Raw genomic sequence first — 15180 nt, 5'->3', positions numbered from 1 at the left:
TTATTTGTTATTAATTTTATCTTTAAACTGATTTTAATCGAAAATATTAAAGTACCTAAGTGACAGATATATAGATAATATTGTCGCAGGTAAAATTAATAATCCTATTCCTATCAGGCCACCAATACTCAAACACAATGCAGCGTTAGGAAAACCGCAGCAACAGCCAATAATCACCAATATTTTCAGAAAACGATTAGTAGAAATATCAAATATCCATCCGAACATCATAATTAATAATATTACTGTGGCTAAAAAAGCCATTACTCCCAATGTGAAATAAAAAATTTCATCACTGCTCATATTTTCCGGCATAGGCATAATATGCAATAAACGTAAAAACGGAAATGCTTTATCATCACCTACAATACCTAGAAAGAAACATGGTGATCCTATAATCAGGCACATGACAGAAATACTAAAACGCCGCAGAAATGTAGCCTCAGTATATTCTTTATCCATAATAATTATCCTGTGTAATAATATTGATTAAAAATGCAATAAATTTATTAAATTTATTAACTTATTTAACAAACTCAATACGAGCAGATGTGGCCATTAGTTTTAATTAATGAAATATTTCATGGCCAGTTATCATACTGATATTTTATATTTTTTTAATAGATATTTTTTAAATATAAAAACTAAATCATACTATAACTTTATTGATGACATATTTTAGCTGATTACCTTTAACCTAATTCTCTTTGGCTTTGTTGTGGGCTGGTAATTTGCACCACCTTTCAAATACCAATAAGCTAGGTAATAAGTAAATATGTATAAAGGGAGGCTGAAAATACCTAGCAGAAATACCAAACTGAATAATAAATGAGGAATAGCACAACATGACGCGAAGATCACAACTGTCTTAATCCAAATATTTGATTTACAGTTAAGAGCCCATCCTAAAATCATTAAAACAAGTATAGTAAGTATAAAGTAGACTGATAACAAAAGCAGAATTAAATCATTATTTTTGTTTTCTTTATGAATTAATCCGATATACAACAATATTGGATATCCATAGCAAATTATAATTGCCAAAGAAGAGCATAAACGCGAAAAAAATACTGTTGGTGTAAAAGAGATCATTACTATTCCTATATTTTCATAAATAAACTTTTCTTTACATTTGTAAAGAAATTATAACTTTAATAGTTTAGATTTTCAATATTATTTTTTATTCTAAAAACTACAATTTAATTTTTTATTATTTCAGACAAATCCAGATTAATTTGTTTAGATACATACATATATTCAGACATCAATTGATATATAATATTATGTCTTCTAAGTTTAATTCATAAGGTATTTAAGGCAATACAATCCTATTCACACAAATTTATATCTGGAATAAAATTTTTAATAAAAAATTGAATTTAATAGCTAACAAATTTATCGAATACTTTATTTTTGTAATTATAAGATTTATTTATTCTGACTATATAAATAAGAAATGACTGGGACAATCACCATTGAGCTTGCAGATATGGCTTACGGCACGATGTGTACGGGAAGCAAATTTAAAAAATCTATACTATTAAAGTTCAGAAATAATATTGGTATCGGATTAAATCAAATGAGCCAATTACTGGCTTCTATAGATATCTATCAGGTAAAATCTGGCTCGAATTTTATTCCCGAAACTGTTTTCCATAAAGTGCAGCTGATTAAAAAAAATTCTTATCTACAAGGTATTTAATTAAAAGAATAGAAAATATAATTAAATATTATTTTATCTCGATGATAAAAGCTGTTCCGCCAAGTTTGTATTTATCCACCCTTCTACATTCAATCTGTTTTCAAAACGGCTTACTGCTATGTTTCGCTATATACTTACGCAATCAGAAGCAGAAACCTTTATAAACATTTTTTGTATACCACGTAACATTATTTACCATACTATTCTGTCGTTACTTTTAAAGAAAAATTTCTACTATAATCTGAACATGCAGAATTATTTTATGAATCTGCTTTATAGCAGATTGTACAATTTTATTACTGACAGAATAATTTTTGTTGGTTAGTTGGGACAAGTTTTGTGAGAAAAATTCACTAACTGACTGAACCTTACCTTTTTCAAAAATTCAACTTGCCAGTACCTGAATAAATAAAGCAAGCGACTGACTCATCTTTTATTCATCAATAATGCCTGCGAGTAAAATTTTATTATCTCACCATCTATTCAGTAACTTGAGTAAAAAATCATTATTATTTATATAATTTCCTGCCTGATTAATGATATTGCAGCTTAATCTGTTTATTTTAATTTTTTTATTCCGGTAATTTCGTAGCCGGCATTCGAATAACGCTAAGATAAAAGCGCACCAGTCCCGGTAATCCAGAGTAAAATAACCCTTATTTTATTAAGGGAGCGTTGTTTACTATCATGAGTATTGCCACCATTCCTGAAATTATTGCCGACATAAAAGCCGGTAAAATGGTTATTATTACTGATGCAGAAAACCGTGAAAACGAAGGTGATTTAATCATGGCTGCACAGTTTGTCACACCTGAAGCCATCAATTTCATGATTAAATATGCCCGGGGTCTGGTTTGCCTGCCTCTGGAAGAAGAAATAGTAGATCGCCTCCGCTTACCACTGATGACACAGAATAACGGCGCTCAGTATGGTACTAATTTTACGGTTTCCATAGAAGCAGCACATGGTATTACTACCGGTATTTCCGCAGCAGACCGTGCCCATACTGTACAGGCAGCAGTTTCCCCTACAGCCAAAGCAGAAGATATTGTCCAGCCGGGTCATATTTTTCCATTACGTGCACAAAAAGGCGGTGTTCTGGTTCGTACCGGACACACTGAGGCAAGCGTTGATTTAGCCAAACTGGCCGGCTTGATTCCGGCAGCCGTTATCTGTGAAATCATTAATGACGACGGCACCATGGCCCGTATGCCGGAGCTGATGGTTTTTGCTGAAAAACATGATATTAAAATTGGCACTATTGCTGATTTGATTGAATATCGCAGCCGTCACGAAAGTCTGATAGAAGAACTGGGAGTAAATACTATCCATACAACATGGGGAGATTTTACTCAGCATGTATATGTTGATCAATTATCCGGTGAAACCCATCTGGCACTGGTTAAAGGCGATCCGGAAACTGCCGGTGAAGTACTGGTAAGAGTACATGAACCATTTAGCGCCATGGATTTTCTGCAACCGGATCAGTTGCATACATGGCCACTACCTGAAGCTATGGCACGTATACAGCAAGCTGATGCCGGTATAATTATACTGATGCACCGTACTGAAACCGGAGCCACTTTATTAGACCGCACCTTGCCCAAAGGCACTCATCAGACCAGACAGTGGGATAGTAAAACTTATGGTATCGGTGCTCAGATACTGGCTGGTTTAAAAGTCAAACGCATGCGGGTAATGGGTAAGCCTTCTGCCTTTACCGGCCTGAATGGATTTGGTCTGGAAGTTACCGGGTTTGAAGAACCATCCCGATAATAATTCTTTACTAAACAAGTATATATTTTAGTAACACAATTAAATACAATACCCCACCTCAGGCTGTCTGAATTATCTGTTGCCATTGAACACCGGCATCGGGTATTTTCCGACAGCCTATTGTAATGGCTGTTATTTAAGGATGGTATCTAATGCAACTGACCCCGCAAAAATGGGCTGCTTCCGGTTTAACTTTCGGCTGCGTTGTTTTCGGACTCGGCAGCCTGATTGTTAAATTTGTATCTATTGGTTCTTATGCCATTGCATTATGGCGTGTATTCATTGGTGGTATTGTTTTTCTGTTTTTAAGTCGCTATTTTGGTCAGAAACTGCCTGAAAGCAATAAAGCAAAACGGTTTTGTATGCTATCAGGTGTATTTTTAGGTTTTGATCTGGCATTCTGGCATGAAAGCATTCATGCAGTAGGCCCGGGAATTTCTACTCTGCTCAACAGTATGCAGATTTTTTTTCTGGCGGCAATTGCCTGGTTTTTCTTCGGTGAACGACAGAGCAAATTACAACTATTCAGCATGATATTGTCTGTAATCGGCATTTTACTGATCGCCCACCCTGAACTCAGACACAATTCACATGGTGGTTATGGTATTTTTATCGGTCTGATTTCCGGTGCAGCAATGGCTGCCTCTATGGCATGTATTCGTCAGGCTCATCTGGCAGAGCCGGTTGCATTATTTCCGCTGATGCTGCTGGTCAGTGTCGGAGCAGTCGGTGCATTAATTGTGCCAAGTATCCTGATTGATTCAAGCCATTTCTGGCCTACTAACACAAAAGATATTCTTCTGATCATGATTTACGGTGTGGTCATGCAGTGTTTTGCCTGGGGGTTAATTGCTTATGCTGTACCTTTGCTGTCACTGACTTTAACCGGTTTATTATTACTAAGTGAACCTGTTGCTGCGATTCTGATCGATTTTTTCTTGCTGAATAAACCGATAAATACTGTGCAATGGACTGGTACTGCACTGACCTTACTGGCCATTTATCTGGGCTCACTTAAGCCCAGACACAAACAGAAAAAAACGGTTTAAACATTCCACCCTATTGGCAAATTCGGTAAAATCAGAATGCTAAGCATAAATACTTGTGTGTCTGTGATGTAAGTATTTTATTCCGGACAATGCAATGGTGCTTGAGGCGTAACAGATGAAAAAAGGAAACTGAATGAATACCATCACCCCGGAACATAACGGCTCTGGCCTGCGTATAGGCATTGTACAGGCACGCTTTACTAATCCTATCGGAGCAGAGCTGGTCAAAGCCTGTTGCAACCGCTTGGTTAAACTGGGGGTTAAAGAGAGCGATATAACTTTGGCTACTGTGCCAGGTGCTTTAGAAGTACCTCTAGTATTGAAAAGCATGGCTGGTAGCGGCAAATTTGATGCTTTGGTGGCCATCGGAGTGGTTATCCGCGGTGAGACTTATCATTTTGAGCTGGTGTCCAACGAAGCTGCTGCAGGTGTATCCCGAGTTAGTCTGGATCACAATATAGCCATTGCCAATGCAATACTGACTACCGAAAACGATGCTCAGGCACTGGCACGTATGCACAATAAAGGCAGTGAAGCGGCTATAGTGGCAGTAGAAATGGCCAATCTGCTTAAAATTCAATATTGATTATTTATTAAACAAGGACATTGTATACATGTCAATGATTACACCACGTCGTCGTGCCCGTCAGTTTGCTGTTCAGGCTTTATATCAGGCACAACTGAATAACGAAGAATCAGCTGCTATTATTGCGCAGAATATTCGTGATAATGAATATTTCGCCAAAGCTGATGAAGAATTGTTTACCCAGATATTTTTTGGTGCCTATAATAATCAGCGTGATTACATGAAACGGATCCGTCCTCTGCTGGACCGCCACGAAGATGAGCTTAATCCGGTTGAACGGGCTGTACTGCTGATGGCCTGCCATGAACTTTCTGCCATGCCGGAAACACCCCATCCGGTAATTATCAATGAAGCTATCGAAATTACTAAAACCTTTGGTGGTACCGATGGCTACAAATTCATTAATGGTATTCTGGATAAACTCTCAGCTGAGTTGAGAACACCTGCATAATATAAAAACGGATTAGCTACATCATAAAACAGATATTTTATTTATAAATATCTGTTTTTATTTATAAAAAAACCATATTTACCAAATAAATCTAATGAAATATAAATAAATTCTGATATTGTTACCAAATAATATTATGTAAATATATAATATTATTTTTTATAAAAATTAACTTAAAACATTGCTGATTTATAAGCATATTGAAATTTGATTTCACACTAGGAGATTTATAAAATTTATGTCCCGTACTCAACAATCATCAGCATTAAATGATAAACATAATTTTTTAATGACAGAAAAAGGCGGCCTGGTTGAACTGGCTCCGCCATGGAAAAGAGTTACAGCATATCTGATTAATTATGTAATATATTATTTTATATTTTACATTGCTTTACATGTTTACAATTTTCAAACTGATTATGAATCGAATTATTCACAAAATATTATAAATCCTTTTGAATTATGGATTTTTGCAGATTATACAACTGATAAGCCAATAAGATCTATTTTTTCATTCTTATTTATGGATGATGAGTTTGAGGGAGGTGTACATCAACCATTACGAATATTCTTATATATCATATTACCTTTACTCATTTATGTTGTGTTTCAATTTATACAAATGAGTTTAACAGGCCAATCTGTTGGTAAGCGATTAATGAAAATCAAAGTTATTAAAAAGAATGGTGAGAAAGCTGGCTTTTTCAATGCAGTATTAATCCGTGAAATTTTTTATATATTCATTACTCTTATCCTTTTGTTTAAATTAGTAGGAATATATGTATATTTCAGTGAAATGGAACCTGCTAAAAATATTGGTATATACCTGAATTTTATTGATAAGTTTTTAGATTATTTATATAGGATTTTAAGTATATTCACTGAATTTTCAACTCTATTTCTTTTTATTTGTATAATTATGTTATTTATAAGAAAATCAAATTATCGTACACTGCAAGACTTTTTGGCTAATACAATCGTTGTAAAAATTAAATAACTAATAAGCCTCAGGAAAAATTAAAATTTCTTGAGGCTGACTAAATTTAAAATTACTCAAATAATATTAATATATTTTTTATAAAGCTATTTTGAAATATTTTGTACTACTTTGGTTTTTGCAAGTTTATCCTGTAAAGTGATAGATAAAAATTTATCTGAAAATAGTCGATATAGACACGTTAAATTGAATATATTTATCAAAAGAATGATAAATAATAATGGAAGTGTCATTAATAATGACCATAGCTTAAGCAACGTCAGTAAGAAAAAATCCACAAAACCTCATTATACGGAACTGGTAAATAAAAATAGTCATTACAAGAAAAATTATATATAAATAATAAATGATCTCTCTTTTTATCACATTAATCCAAAAATCAGACAACCTAATATTAAGGTGTATTACCCTGAACCCATTATCTTTTTACCTATAAACTGCCACTGTGTCCGCATCCGGTAACTCTCCCAGGCTGGAAAAATTATTAAAAATATAATACAAACAAAAGTAATATAGAAAAAAATATTAGAATAAGGACGAATATATAAAATAATATACATGACAATTGCAGGAGCAAGAAATAATTGTATATTGATCATACCTGCTATCACGTGTTGTAATGAAGTTGCAACAAGATAATCTTGTGTAGAAATATCATCTTTTTCATTCAAACCTTGTATTTTTGTAAAATCCTGTATCTTACTCAAGCTAACCTCAAATTAATTCATTTTATTTGATATTGATATAAATTGAATATTTTAAAATAATAAATAAAATATTTATATATTATTAAAAAATTTGCTAAAAATTCACTAATTGAATATTTTTTCATAACAAATAGAAAAATAAATATTGAAAACAAATGATTGACGATTGACAGGGAACAAAATAAAATAATTTACTACATTTAACCTATTTATAATTTAATATTATTTAAATTTGTTTTTATAAAAGTACTTACGACTAATGTTTGAGCAACAATACATTTCTTTAATACTTTTTTAACAAATTTTAAGGAAATACACTATGCCCAATACTCAGAAGAATTTTTCAAAGAATAATTATGATTATGATGATTTTCATGATTCGGAAATAGAAGTTGAACTTGCCAGTCCATGGGAAAGGAGCGCTGCGTATATAATTAACGCTGTTTTATATTCTCTATGTATATTTTTGGCTGCACTGCTATATGTATTTCATGAGGGTTCCCAGTCAGTATCTATGCAAATAAATTACCTAGATTACCTAGTGTTGATCATATGTATTTTAATACCTTCAATACCATTTATCACAGCACAATGGATTATGATGAGTAAAACTGGTCAGTCATTTGGTAAGCGCATTATGAAAATTAAAGTTATTAACCTTGACGGACGCAATCCGGGATTTGTCGGTACTGTATTAATTCGTGAAATTTTGTTTCAAACAATTATCATTATTTTTTCATACTTATTGATTGAAATTTTTAACCTTAATCCTGAATCTACTGAGAAAATATTTAACTATTTAATTACATTTATTTGTTTTTTTATGCTGTTCAGAACAGAGGCCAATCGTCGTACTCTCCAAGATTATTTGGCCAAAACAATTGTCATAAAAAAATAATTTTATATACTTAAGAATATTACATACTGATATATCTTTTCAGCAATATTAATTTCTGTGTAGTATGAAATTAACTTGTTAAAATTATATAATCAACTCAGTTCTAAGTTTACAAACATCAACTGCCTGCGTACCATGCTGGCAGTTGTTTTACATTTACAGATAAAAACCAATACAAGGGAATGCATAATGCCACAATACCGTTCACAAACTTCTACACATGGGCGTAATATGGCCGGTGCACGTGCGCTCTGGCGTGCAACAGGTGTTGCTGATAATGATTTTGGCAAACCCATTATTGCCATAGCCAATTCTTTTACCCAGTTTGTTCCCGGACATGTGCATTTGCACGATATAGGTCAGCTGGTAGCACGTGAAATCGAACGTTCTGGCGGTATTGCCAAGGAATTTAACACCATTGCGGTTGATGATGGCATCGCTATGGGACATGAAGGAATGCTTTATAGCCTGCCTTCACGCGACCTGATTGCGGATAGTGTGGAATATATGGTCAACGCACATTGTGCTGATGCACTGGTGTGTATATCCAACTGTGACAAAATTACTCCGGGAATGCTGATGGCATCTATGCGCCTGAACATTCCGACTATTTTTGTCTCCGGTGGACCGATGGAGGCGGGTAAAATTATCGCTGCCACCAATGGTGAGCAACAAATCCGCAAGCTGGATCTGATTGATGCAATGATTGAGGCTGGTAACGATAAAATCAGCGATGAAACGGTTGCACAAGTGGAGCGTAGTGCCTGCCCTACCTGCGGTTCATGCTCTGGTATGTTTACAGCTAATTCAATGAACTGTCTGACTGAAGCTCTGGGTTTATCCTTACCCGGTAATGGTTCTTTACTCGCTACTCATGCATTACGTAAAGAACTTTTTCTTGAAGCAGGCCGGCGTATTGTTGAATTAGCCAAACGCTATTATGAACAGGATGACTGTAGTGTGCTTCCGCGCAGTATTGCAACTAAGGCAGCTTTTAATAATGCTATGAGTCTGGATATTGCTATGGGTGGTTCTACCAATACGGTATTACACTTGCTGGCAGCCGCCACCGAGGCCGGTGTTAATTTTAAAATGGCTGATATTGATCAGTTAAGCCGCCATGTACCCTGCCTGTGTAAAGTGGCTCCGGCTACACAAAAATATCACATGGAAGATGTGCATCGTGCCGGAGGTGTTATGGCCATTTTATCCCAGCTTAATCATGCTGGTTTACTTGATACCAGTGTACATACTGTACATATGCCTACTCTGGCAGATGCGATTAAGCACTGGGATGTAAGCAATCAGAACAATACTGAGGCAATACAACGGTATCGGGCTGCACCGGGCGGAATCCGTTCAACTGAGGCTTTCTCACAAAACGCGATGTGGCCTTCTCTGGATTTGGATCGTGAAAATGGCTGTATCCGTGATAAACAGCATGCTTATTCTCAGGACGGCGGTCTGGCTGTGTTATTCGGTAATCTCGCAGAACGCGGCTGTGTAGTTAAAACGGCTGGGGTAGATGATAGTATCCTTAAATTTACCGGCCGCGCCCGGGTGTTTGAAAGTCAGGATGAGGCTGTTGAAGCCATTCTAAGTAATCAAATAGTAGCTGGTGATGTGGTTATTATCCGTTATGAAGGTCCTAAAGGCGGTCCCGGAATGCAGGAAATGCTTTATCCGACCAGTTATCTGAAATCTAAAGGTTTGGGTAAAGCATGTGCTCTGCTTACAGACGGTCGTTTTTCCGGGGGCACCTCGGGGCTTTCGATTGGCCACGCCTCTCCTGAAGCTGCCGAAGGCGGCAATATCGGGCTGGTACAGGAAGGAGATATTATCGAAATTGATATTCCTGAACGCCGGATACATCTGGCTGTATCTGATGCAGAGTTGGTACAACGCCGCACAGAAATGGAAAGTCGTGGTGCTCGTGCATGGAAACCTGTTAAACGTCAGCGTCATGTCTCTGTTGCTTTACGTGCCTATGCAGCCATGACTACAAGTGCTGATACCGGTGCTGTACGTGATGTAACACAGGTAGAGCGACAAGATTAATTCATTCTGTCAAAGTACCCGTTTCGCTGTCTGGATAGCGAAACGGGTTTATTTTTTAATCAAAATACACAGTGTATTAATTTGATATTCTGATCAATTCTTTAAATATGATTAAAGTGGTCAGATTAGCGCTATATGTGCAAACATGCTATCGTAACCATGTTGTAATATGCTTTTACTGTTTGTCACTATGTCTGCTGCTGATTTTCCCTTTCCAGTAAGTGCCAATACGCTTGCCAAACTGACCAAACTCAATATTACTAATATTTGGGATTTGGCTTTACACTTACCGTTACGCTATGAAGATGAGACACATATTACGCCGATTGCTGATGCACAGAACGGAGTGCCGGTACAGATTGAAGCTACTGTTATTCATCAGCAAATACAACTTCGTCCGCGCAAACAGCTGGTAGTACAAGTTCAGGACGTATCCGGACATGTCTTGTACCTGAGATTTTTACATTTTTATCCTAATCAGCAAAAACAACTGGCAGAAGGTAATGTGATTCGGGCTCTGGGTGAAATCAGACATGGTTTTTTTGGCGATGAGATGGTGCACCCAAAAATTCGCACTGATATTGATAAAGGACTGGCAGAAAGCCTTACTCCGGTTTATCCCTCCGTTAACGGACTAAACCAGCCTGCTCTTCGCCGGCTGATTCAGGCTGCACTCAAGCACTTGCCGGCAGATGATACACTGCCGGCTGAATTATTACAGCAGTTACAATTACCTCCCCTGCTGGAAAGCTTGATTTTTCTGCACTCTCCACCACCAGAGTACACTGCGCATGATTTACATGAAGGTACTTTACCGGCATGGCAAAGACTGAAATTTGATGAATTGCTGGCTCAGCAGTTATCCATGAGGCTGGCACGCCAGCAACGCTTAAACGGGCATACAAAAGCTTTAACTGGTAACGGCCATATTAGTGAGCATTTACTGGCTAACCTGAGTTTTACCTTAACAGAAGCTCAGCAACGTGCTCTTGCTGAAATCACTGATGATTTAGCCCAGACACACCCAATGCACCGTTTACTACAGGGAGATGTGGGCAGCGGTAAAACCATTGTTTGTGCTCTGGCAGCGGCAATAGCAATAGAAGCCGGTTTTCAGGTAGCGGTCATGGCACCCACAGAAATTCTGGCTGAACAACATTATCTGAAATTTACACAATGGTTTTCACCTTTAGGAATCCGGATTGCCAGACTTTCAGGCAGTATGCGCAAAAAAGCCCGTGATGAAGCAAGGAAAGAACTGGCAGATGGTACTGCCCAGCTGGCAATAGGTACGCATGCTCTATTTCAGGATGATGTTACTTTTCATAATCTAGGCCTGATTATTGTTGATGAACAACACAGATTTGGTGTTGTCCAGCGTCTGGCATTAAAAAATAAAGGTGAAGATGTACATCAGCTGATGATGTCCGCCACACCAATACCACGCACACTGGCAATGAGTTTTTTTGCCGATCTGGATGTTTCTGTCATTGATGAACTGCCTCCCGGACGAACACCTGTTATAACCCGTCTGGTAAACACGGCCCGCCGTCAGGAAGTTGAAAAACTGGTAAAGCATACCTGTGCACAAGGCCGGCAGGTATACTGGGTCTGCCCGTTAATTGAAGAATCTGAAGTACTGCAATTGCAAACTGCCGTGGATACAGTTGCTCAATTACAGACGGCGTTACCGGAACTGAATATAGGCTTAATACATGGACGGCTCAAGCCGGCAGAAAAAGCAGCTGTTATGACAGCATTTGTTGAAGGCAGTATTCAGGTACTGGTAGCTACAACAGTGATTGAAGTTGGTGTAGATGTACCCAATGCCAGTCTGATGGTAATAGAACATGCTGAACGTATGGGACTGGCACAATTGCATCAGCTTCGCGGTCGGGTGGGACGTGGAGCAGCAGCCAGCCGCTGTGTATTGTTATTCAGTGAACCTCTTAGTGATGTTGCCAAAGCACGTTTGAAAGTAATTTATGAAAATACCGACGGCTTTGAAATTGCCCGACAAGATTTGAATATTCGCGGACCGGGAGAGTTTCTAGGAGCACGCCAGAGTGGTGTGCCGATGCTGCGTTTTGCTAATCTGGAAGAAGATCTGCCCATACTGGAAAAAGCACGTGATTTAGCGCCTGTTCTGATTAGCCAGCAACCTGAAGTAGTCAATAAACATTTGCAACGGTGGCTATCTCAACGGTCTGCTTATTTGGGCGTATAAAATATTTATCTGTATTAACAGCTCCAGTGAAACCTGAAAAATTTAATAACTAAATTCAGCAGTTATATTTTCAGGACTAAACAATTAAACCAGTAATATTTCAAACTAAAATAAAAAACCTGTTTGAAAAATCAAACAGGTTTTAAAATCTGGCACGCCCACGGGGAATCGAACCCCGGTTACCGCCGTGAAAGGGCGATGTCCTAACCGCTAGACGATGGGCGCATTAGCTTGATGGTGCACCCGGAGCGATTCGAACGCCCGACCCTCTGGTTCGTAGCCAGATACTCTATCCAACTGAGCTACGGGTGCACTGCTTTCGAACTCGTTTAAGAGTCACCGAAAATCAAGAAGCGCGATAATACGCAATAAATGGTCTTTTGGCAAGCCAAAAATAGATAAAAATGAAAACAAATAGATAAATATCTTGATTTTTATATATTTATTTTGCAACTATATAAGCAAAAAAATCTACAGCATTCCGATTCCGGATACTTCACGCGCCAGCTTTGCCGCAGTATTGTCAGTCATACCACCTACAAAATCCAGAACTTTCATATATCCCAGATATAAACCATCCTTTTTATCCAGTTTTTGTTCTTTTAATAATGACAATGCCAGCTCTTGCCTTTTACTAAGCTGATCGGTTTTAATAAAGGCATGCACCGCAGGTACAAGCAAACCCAGTATCGAACCCAGACAAGGAAAAGTAGCAATTTCAGTAATGAGCTTACTTTGATGGCGGAATATACGTGTGCGAGCCAGCTCTTTTGCAGCGTTCAGAGCTTCACTAACATCCGGACTAGCCAGAGCAAGCAAATCCTTACCGCGAAATGAACCGTTCAATAAATCCCGATGATGCTTAATAAAAGTATGTGCAATATCGTCTACTGCTCTTCCGATGGCAATTCCGCGCAAGCGGGCACAACGCTCCTGACTGCTATAAGACTGCCAGAAATATTCTTTATTTGTCAGCCTGGATAGAATTTGCTCTACGTCTGCCACCTGTAATAATCCCATTTCGACAGCATCTTCCAAATCCAGCAAGGCATAACAAATATCATCAGCAGCTTCCATTAAATATGAAAGCGGATGGCGCATCCACTGATTTTCACCGGTTTGCGGTAACCCCAGCTGTTCTGCAATACAACGCATAAAGGGCAACTCAGTCTGATAAATATTGAATTTATTCCGCCTATGCGGTGCAGAACTGGTCCACGGATACTTAATTAAAGCACCGATAACAGCAGCAGTTAGACGCATTCCGCCATCATTCTGATACATTTCCAGACTGGCTACCAGACGCAAGCTATGTGCATTTCCTTCATAAGTTTCGATATCATTGCGTTCTGTATTGCTTAATTCCTGTAAATAATGAGCATGCTGCGGATCACGGAACCATTCACGCAATGCATCTTCACCTGTATGACCAAATGGCGGATTACCGAAATCATGAGCCAGACAGGCAACCTGTACAATCGCCCCGATATCAGCAGCATGGCTGCCAGATGGCAGGAAATGTCCGGCATTCAGCATTACACCGACTCGATTTCCAAGACTGCGCCCGACACTGGCAACTTCAACACTATGAGTCAGACGATTATGCGTATGGTCATGTAAGGCAAACGGATGAACCTGCGTTTTACGGGCGAGACGGCGAAAACCACTGGAAAAAACCACACGATCATAATCAATATGAAAATCAGTACGCAGTGCATCCGCCCCCTCTTCACTTGAAGCGGTCACTGTAGGCACAATACACCCATTTTCCGGCTTAAAGCGCTGGGTACTGAGCAACTTAGTCCAGTCCATGCAATATGATGATTTTTTCATATTCAGATAAATTGAAAGCTTTATATGCCGGCTGAGATTATCAGTCGCCATTCTTTAGCTCAGTTTCAACTCATTTATTCCTTCGTTATTATGTTGAAATAATCATAACATGCAAAAAGTCACATTGTGATTAATTTTAAAAATGATTTTTCCACTCCCTTAAATAAGTAAACACTGCCAATGGTTGGGCAAGCTGCTGCTCTGAGAGGCCTTTTTGGCGTAATGTGGCAATCACTTCCGGTTGACTGGTACGCAAAAAAGGATTGATTGTGCGTTCATGTGCCAGACTTACCGGTAAGGTAGGTAATTTATCTGCCTGTACTAATGCTTTTCTGATTGCAGAATTATTCGGTTCAACGGCTTGTGCAAATTTCAAATTTGCTGCGGTATATTCATGTGCCGGATAAAACAAGGTATCAGGCGGCAGACTGTTTAAACGCTGCAAACTGCTGAACAATTGTGCCATAGTCCCATTCACTCGTCCGCAGCCTGCACTGAACAGCGTATCACCACAAAATACTCTGTAACGACCGACAGAATCGCATACTAAATAAGCCAAATGATCTGTAGTATGCCCGGGAATATGCCAAACTGTTACATGCTGACCGAATACCTGAAATTTACTGCCTTCAGTTACGGGTATATTCACAATATGCCAATCAATGCAACCGGTAATCTGGCATTGCGAATAATGTTTTTTTAATTCCGCCACCCCATCAATATGGTCATAATGAGAATGAGTAAGCCAGATAGCATCCAGGGTCAGGTTGTGTTCAGTCAGATAATTTATGACAACAGGTGCTTCGCCCGGGTCAATTACTATAGCCTGATTTTCTTGCTGCAACAGCCAGATATAGTTATCAGAAAGAGCGGGTAACGGGATTATTTTCATGACA

At 38.2% G+C, this 15180-nt stretch carries 12 protein-coding genes, 2 tRNA genes and 1 pseudogene; 9 read left to right on the top strand and 6 right to left on the bottom strand.

The features are described from left to right. Positions 1 to 33 precede the first annotated feature (33 nt). On the bottom strand, positions 34 to 462 hold the full coding sequence (locus tag H3V11_RS05930; protein WP_084585090.1) for a hypothetical protein: 429 nt from the start codon (positions 460 to 462) through the stop codon (positions 34 to 36). Positions 463 to 1456: 994 nt separating this feature from the next. Here H3V11_RS05930 and H3V11_RS05925 point away from each other — a divergent pair. From H3V11_RS05925 to H3V11_RS05900, 6 genes and pseudogenes are all read left to right on the top strand, one after another. Beyond that, positions 1457 to 1702 carry a hypothetical protein gene (locus H3V11_RS05925; RefSeq protein ID WP_084585091.1) on the top strand — a complete coding sequence of 82 codons (246 nt, stop codon included), beginning with the start codon at positions 1457 to 1459 and terminating at the stop codon, positions 1700 to 1702. Between the two features lie 693 nt (positions 1703 to 2395). After that, positions 2396 to 3478 (top strand): annotated as a pseudogene (gene ribBA, locus H3V11_RS05920) (bifunctional 3,4-dihydroxy-2-butanone-4-phosphate synthase/GTP cyclohydrolase II); the annotation flags it as partial. 152 nt (positions 3479 to 3630) lie between these two features. Continuing rightward, positions 3631 to 4527 (top strand): DMT family transporter, encoded by an 897-nt coding sequence (locus H3V11_RS05915; protein ID WP_025330375.1) that lies wholly within the window; start codon positions 3631 to 3633, stop codon positions 4525 to 4527. A 133-nt stretch (positions 4528 to 4660) separates the two neighbouring features. Then, the gene (gene ribH / locus H3V11_RS05910; protein ID WP_084585092.1) at positions 4661 to 5113 is read left to right on the top strand and encodes a 6,7-dimethyl-8-ribityllumazine synthase; all 453 of its coding nucleotides are present in this window, start codon (positions 4661 to 4663) and stop codon (positions 5111 to 5113) included. Between the two features lie 34 nt (positions 5114 to 5147). After that, positions 5148 to 5564 carry a transcription antitermination factor NusB gene (gene nusB, locus H3V11_RS05905; RefSeq protein WP_025330374.1) on the top strand — a complete coding sequence of 139 codons (417 nt, stop codon included), beginning with the start codon at positions 5148 to 5150 and terminating at the stop codon, positions 5562 to 5564. 238 nt (positions 5565 to 5802) lie between these two features. Beyond that, positions 5803 to 6561, top strand: coding sequence for an RDD family protein (locus tag H3V11_RS05900; RefSeq protein WP_198223851.1), 759 nt, complete (start codon positions 5803 to 5805; stop codon positions 6559 to 6561). Between the two features lie 404 nt (positions 6562 to 6965). Here H3V11_RS05900 and H3V11_RS05895 read toward each other — a convergent pair whose 3' ends face one another. Then, entirely contained in the window at positions 6966 to 7268 is a 303-nt protein-coding gene (locus H3V11_RS05895; RefSeq protein ID WP_084549870.1) for a hypothetical protein, read from the bottom strand. 319 nt (positions 7269 to 7587) lie between these two features. On the opposite strand from H3V11_RS05895, the gene H3V11_RS05890 reads away from it, so the two are divergent. From H3V11_RS05890 to recG, 3 genes are all read left to right on the top strand, one after another. After that, complete coding sequence (locus H3V11_RS05890) at positions 7588 to 8166, top strand: RDD family protein (protein WP_084585055.1); 579 nt, start codon at positions 7588 to 7590, stop codon at positions 8164 to 8166. A 189-nt stretch (positions 8167 to 8355) separates the two neighbouring features. Further along, on the top strand, positions 8356 to 10224 hold the full coding sequence (gene ilvD, locus H3V11_RS05885; RefSeq protein WP_198223849.1) for a dihydroxy-acid dehydratase: 1869 nt from the start codon (positions 8356 to 8358) through the stop codon (positions 10222 to 10224). Between the two features lie 190 nt (positions 10225 to 10414). Continuing rightward, the gene (recG, locus tag H3V11_RS05880) at positions 10415 to 12451 is read left to right on the top strand and encodes an ATP-dependent DNA helicase RecG (protein ID WP_198224286.1); all 2037 of its coding nucleotides are present in this window, start codon (positions 10415 to 10417) and stop codon (positions 12449 to 12451) included. A 150-nt stretch (positions 12452 to 12601) separates the two neighbouring features. On the opposite strand, the gene H3V11_RS05875 is transcribed toward recG, so the two are convergent. From H3V11_RS05875 to gloB, 4 genes are all read right to left on the bottom strand, one after another. After that, positions 12602 to 12676: transfer RNA gene (locus H3V11_RS05875), tRNA-Glu, on the bottom strand. A gap of 10 nt (positions 12677 to 12686) precedes the next feature. Then, positions 12687 to 12763 (bottom strand) — tRNA-Arg (locus H3V11_RS05870). Between the two features lie 159 nt (positions 12764 to 12922). After that, a complete protein-coding gene (locus tag H3V11_RS05865) occupies positions 12923 to 14263 on the bottom strand; it encodes a deoxyguanosinetriphosphate triphosphohydrolase (protein WP_078474456.1) in 1341 nt (446 codons plus the stop codon). A gap of 157 nt (positions 14264 to 14420) precedes the next feature. Then, entirely contained in the window at positions 14421 to 15176 is a 756-nt protein-coding gene (gloB, locus tag H3V11_RS05860) for a hydroxyacylglutathione hydrolase (RefSeq protein WP_198223847.1), read from the bottom strand. Positions 15177 to 15180 lie beyond the last annotated feature (4 nt).

The sequence above is a fragment of the Snodgrassella sp. W8158 genome, assembly GCF_016100435.1.
Taxonomy (GTDB): domain Bacteria; phylum Pseudomonadota; class Gammaproteobacteria; order Burkholderiales; family Neisseriaceae; genus Snodgrassella; species Snodgrassella alvi.
The sequence above is the reverse complement of the archived record's forward strand: the minus strand, read 5'-3'. Positions and strand labels throughout refer to the sequence as shown.

Coding starts and splice junctions, on each gene's coding strand:
- H3V11_RS05930 (WP_084585090.1), bottom strand. CDS start 462: ATGGATAAAGAATATACTGAGGCTACATTTCTGCGGCGTTTTAGTATT.
- H3V11_RS05925 (WP_084585091.1), top strand. CDS start 1,457: ATGACTGGGACAATCACCATTGAGCTTGCAGATATGGCTTACGGCACG.
- H3V11_RS05915 (WP_025330375.1), top strand. CDS start 3,631: ATGCAACTGACCCCGCAAAAATGGGCTGCTTCCGGTTTAACTTTCGGC.
- ribH (WP_084585092.1), top strand. CDS start 4,661: ATGAATACCATCACCCCGGAACATAACGGCTCTGGCCTGCGTATAGGC.
- nusB (WP_025330374.1), top strand. CDS start 5,148: ATGATTACACCACGTCGTCGTGCCCGTCAGTTTGCTGTTCAGGCTTTA.
- H3V11_RS05900 (WP_198223851.1), top strand. CDS start 5,803: ATGTCCCGTACTCAACAATCATCAGCATTAAATGATAAACATAATTTT.
- H3V11_RS05890 (WP_084585055.1), top strand. CDS start 7,588: ATGCCCAATACTCAGAAGAATTTTTCAAAGAATAATTATGATTATGAT.
- ilvD (WP_198223849.1), top strand. CDS start 8,356: ATGCCACAATACCGTTCACAAACTTCTACACATGGGCGTAATATGGCC.
- recG (WP_198224286.1), top strand. CDS start 10,415: ATGTCTGCTGCTGATTTTCCCTTTCCAGTAAGTGCCAATACGCTTGCC.
- H3V11_RS05865 (WP_078474456.1), bottom strand. CDS start 14,263: ATGGACTGGACTAAGTTGCTCAGTACCCAGCGCTTTAAGCCGGAAAAT.
- gloB (WP_198223847.1), bottom strand. CDS start 15,176: ATGAAAATAATCCCGTTACCCGCTCTTTCTGATAACTATATCTGGCTG.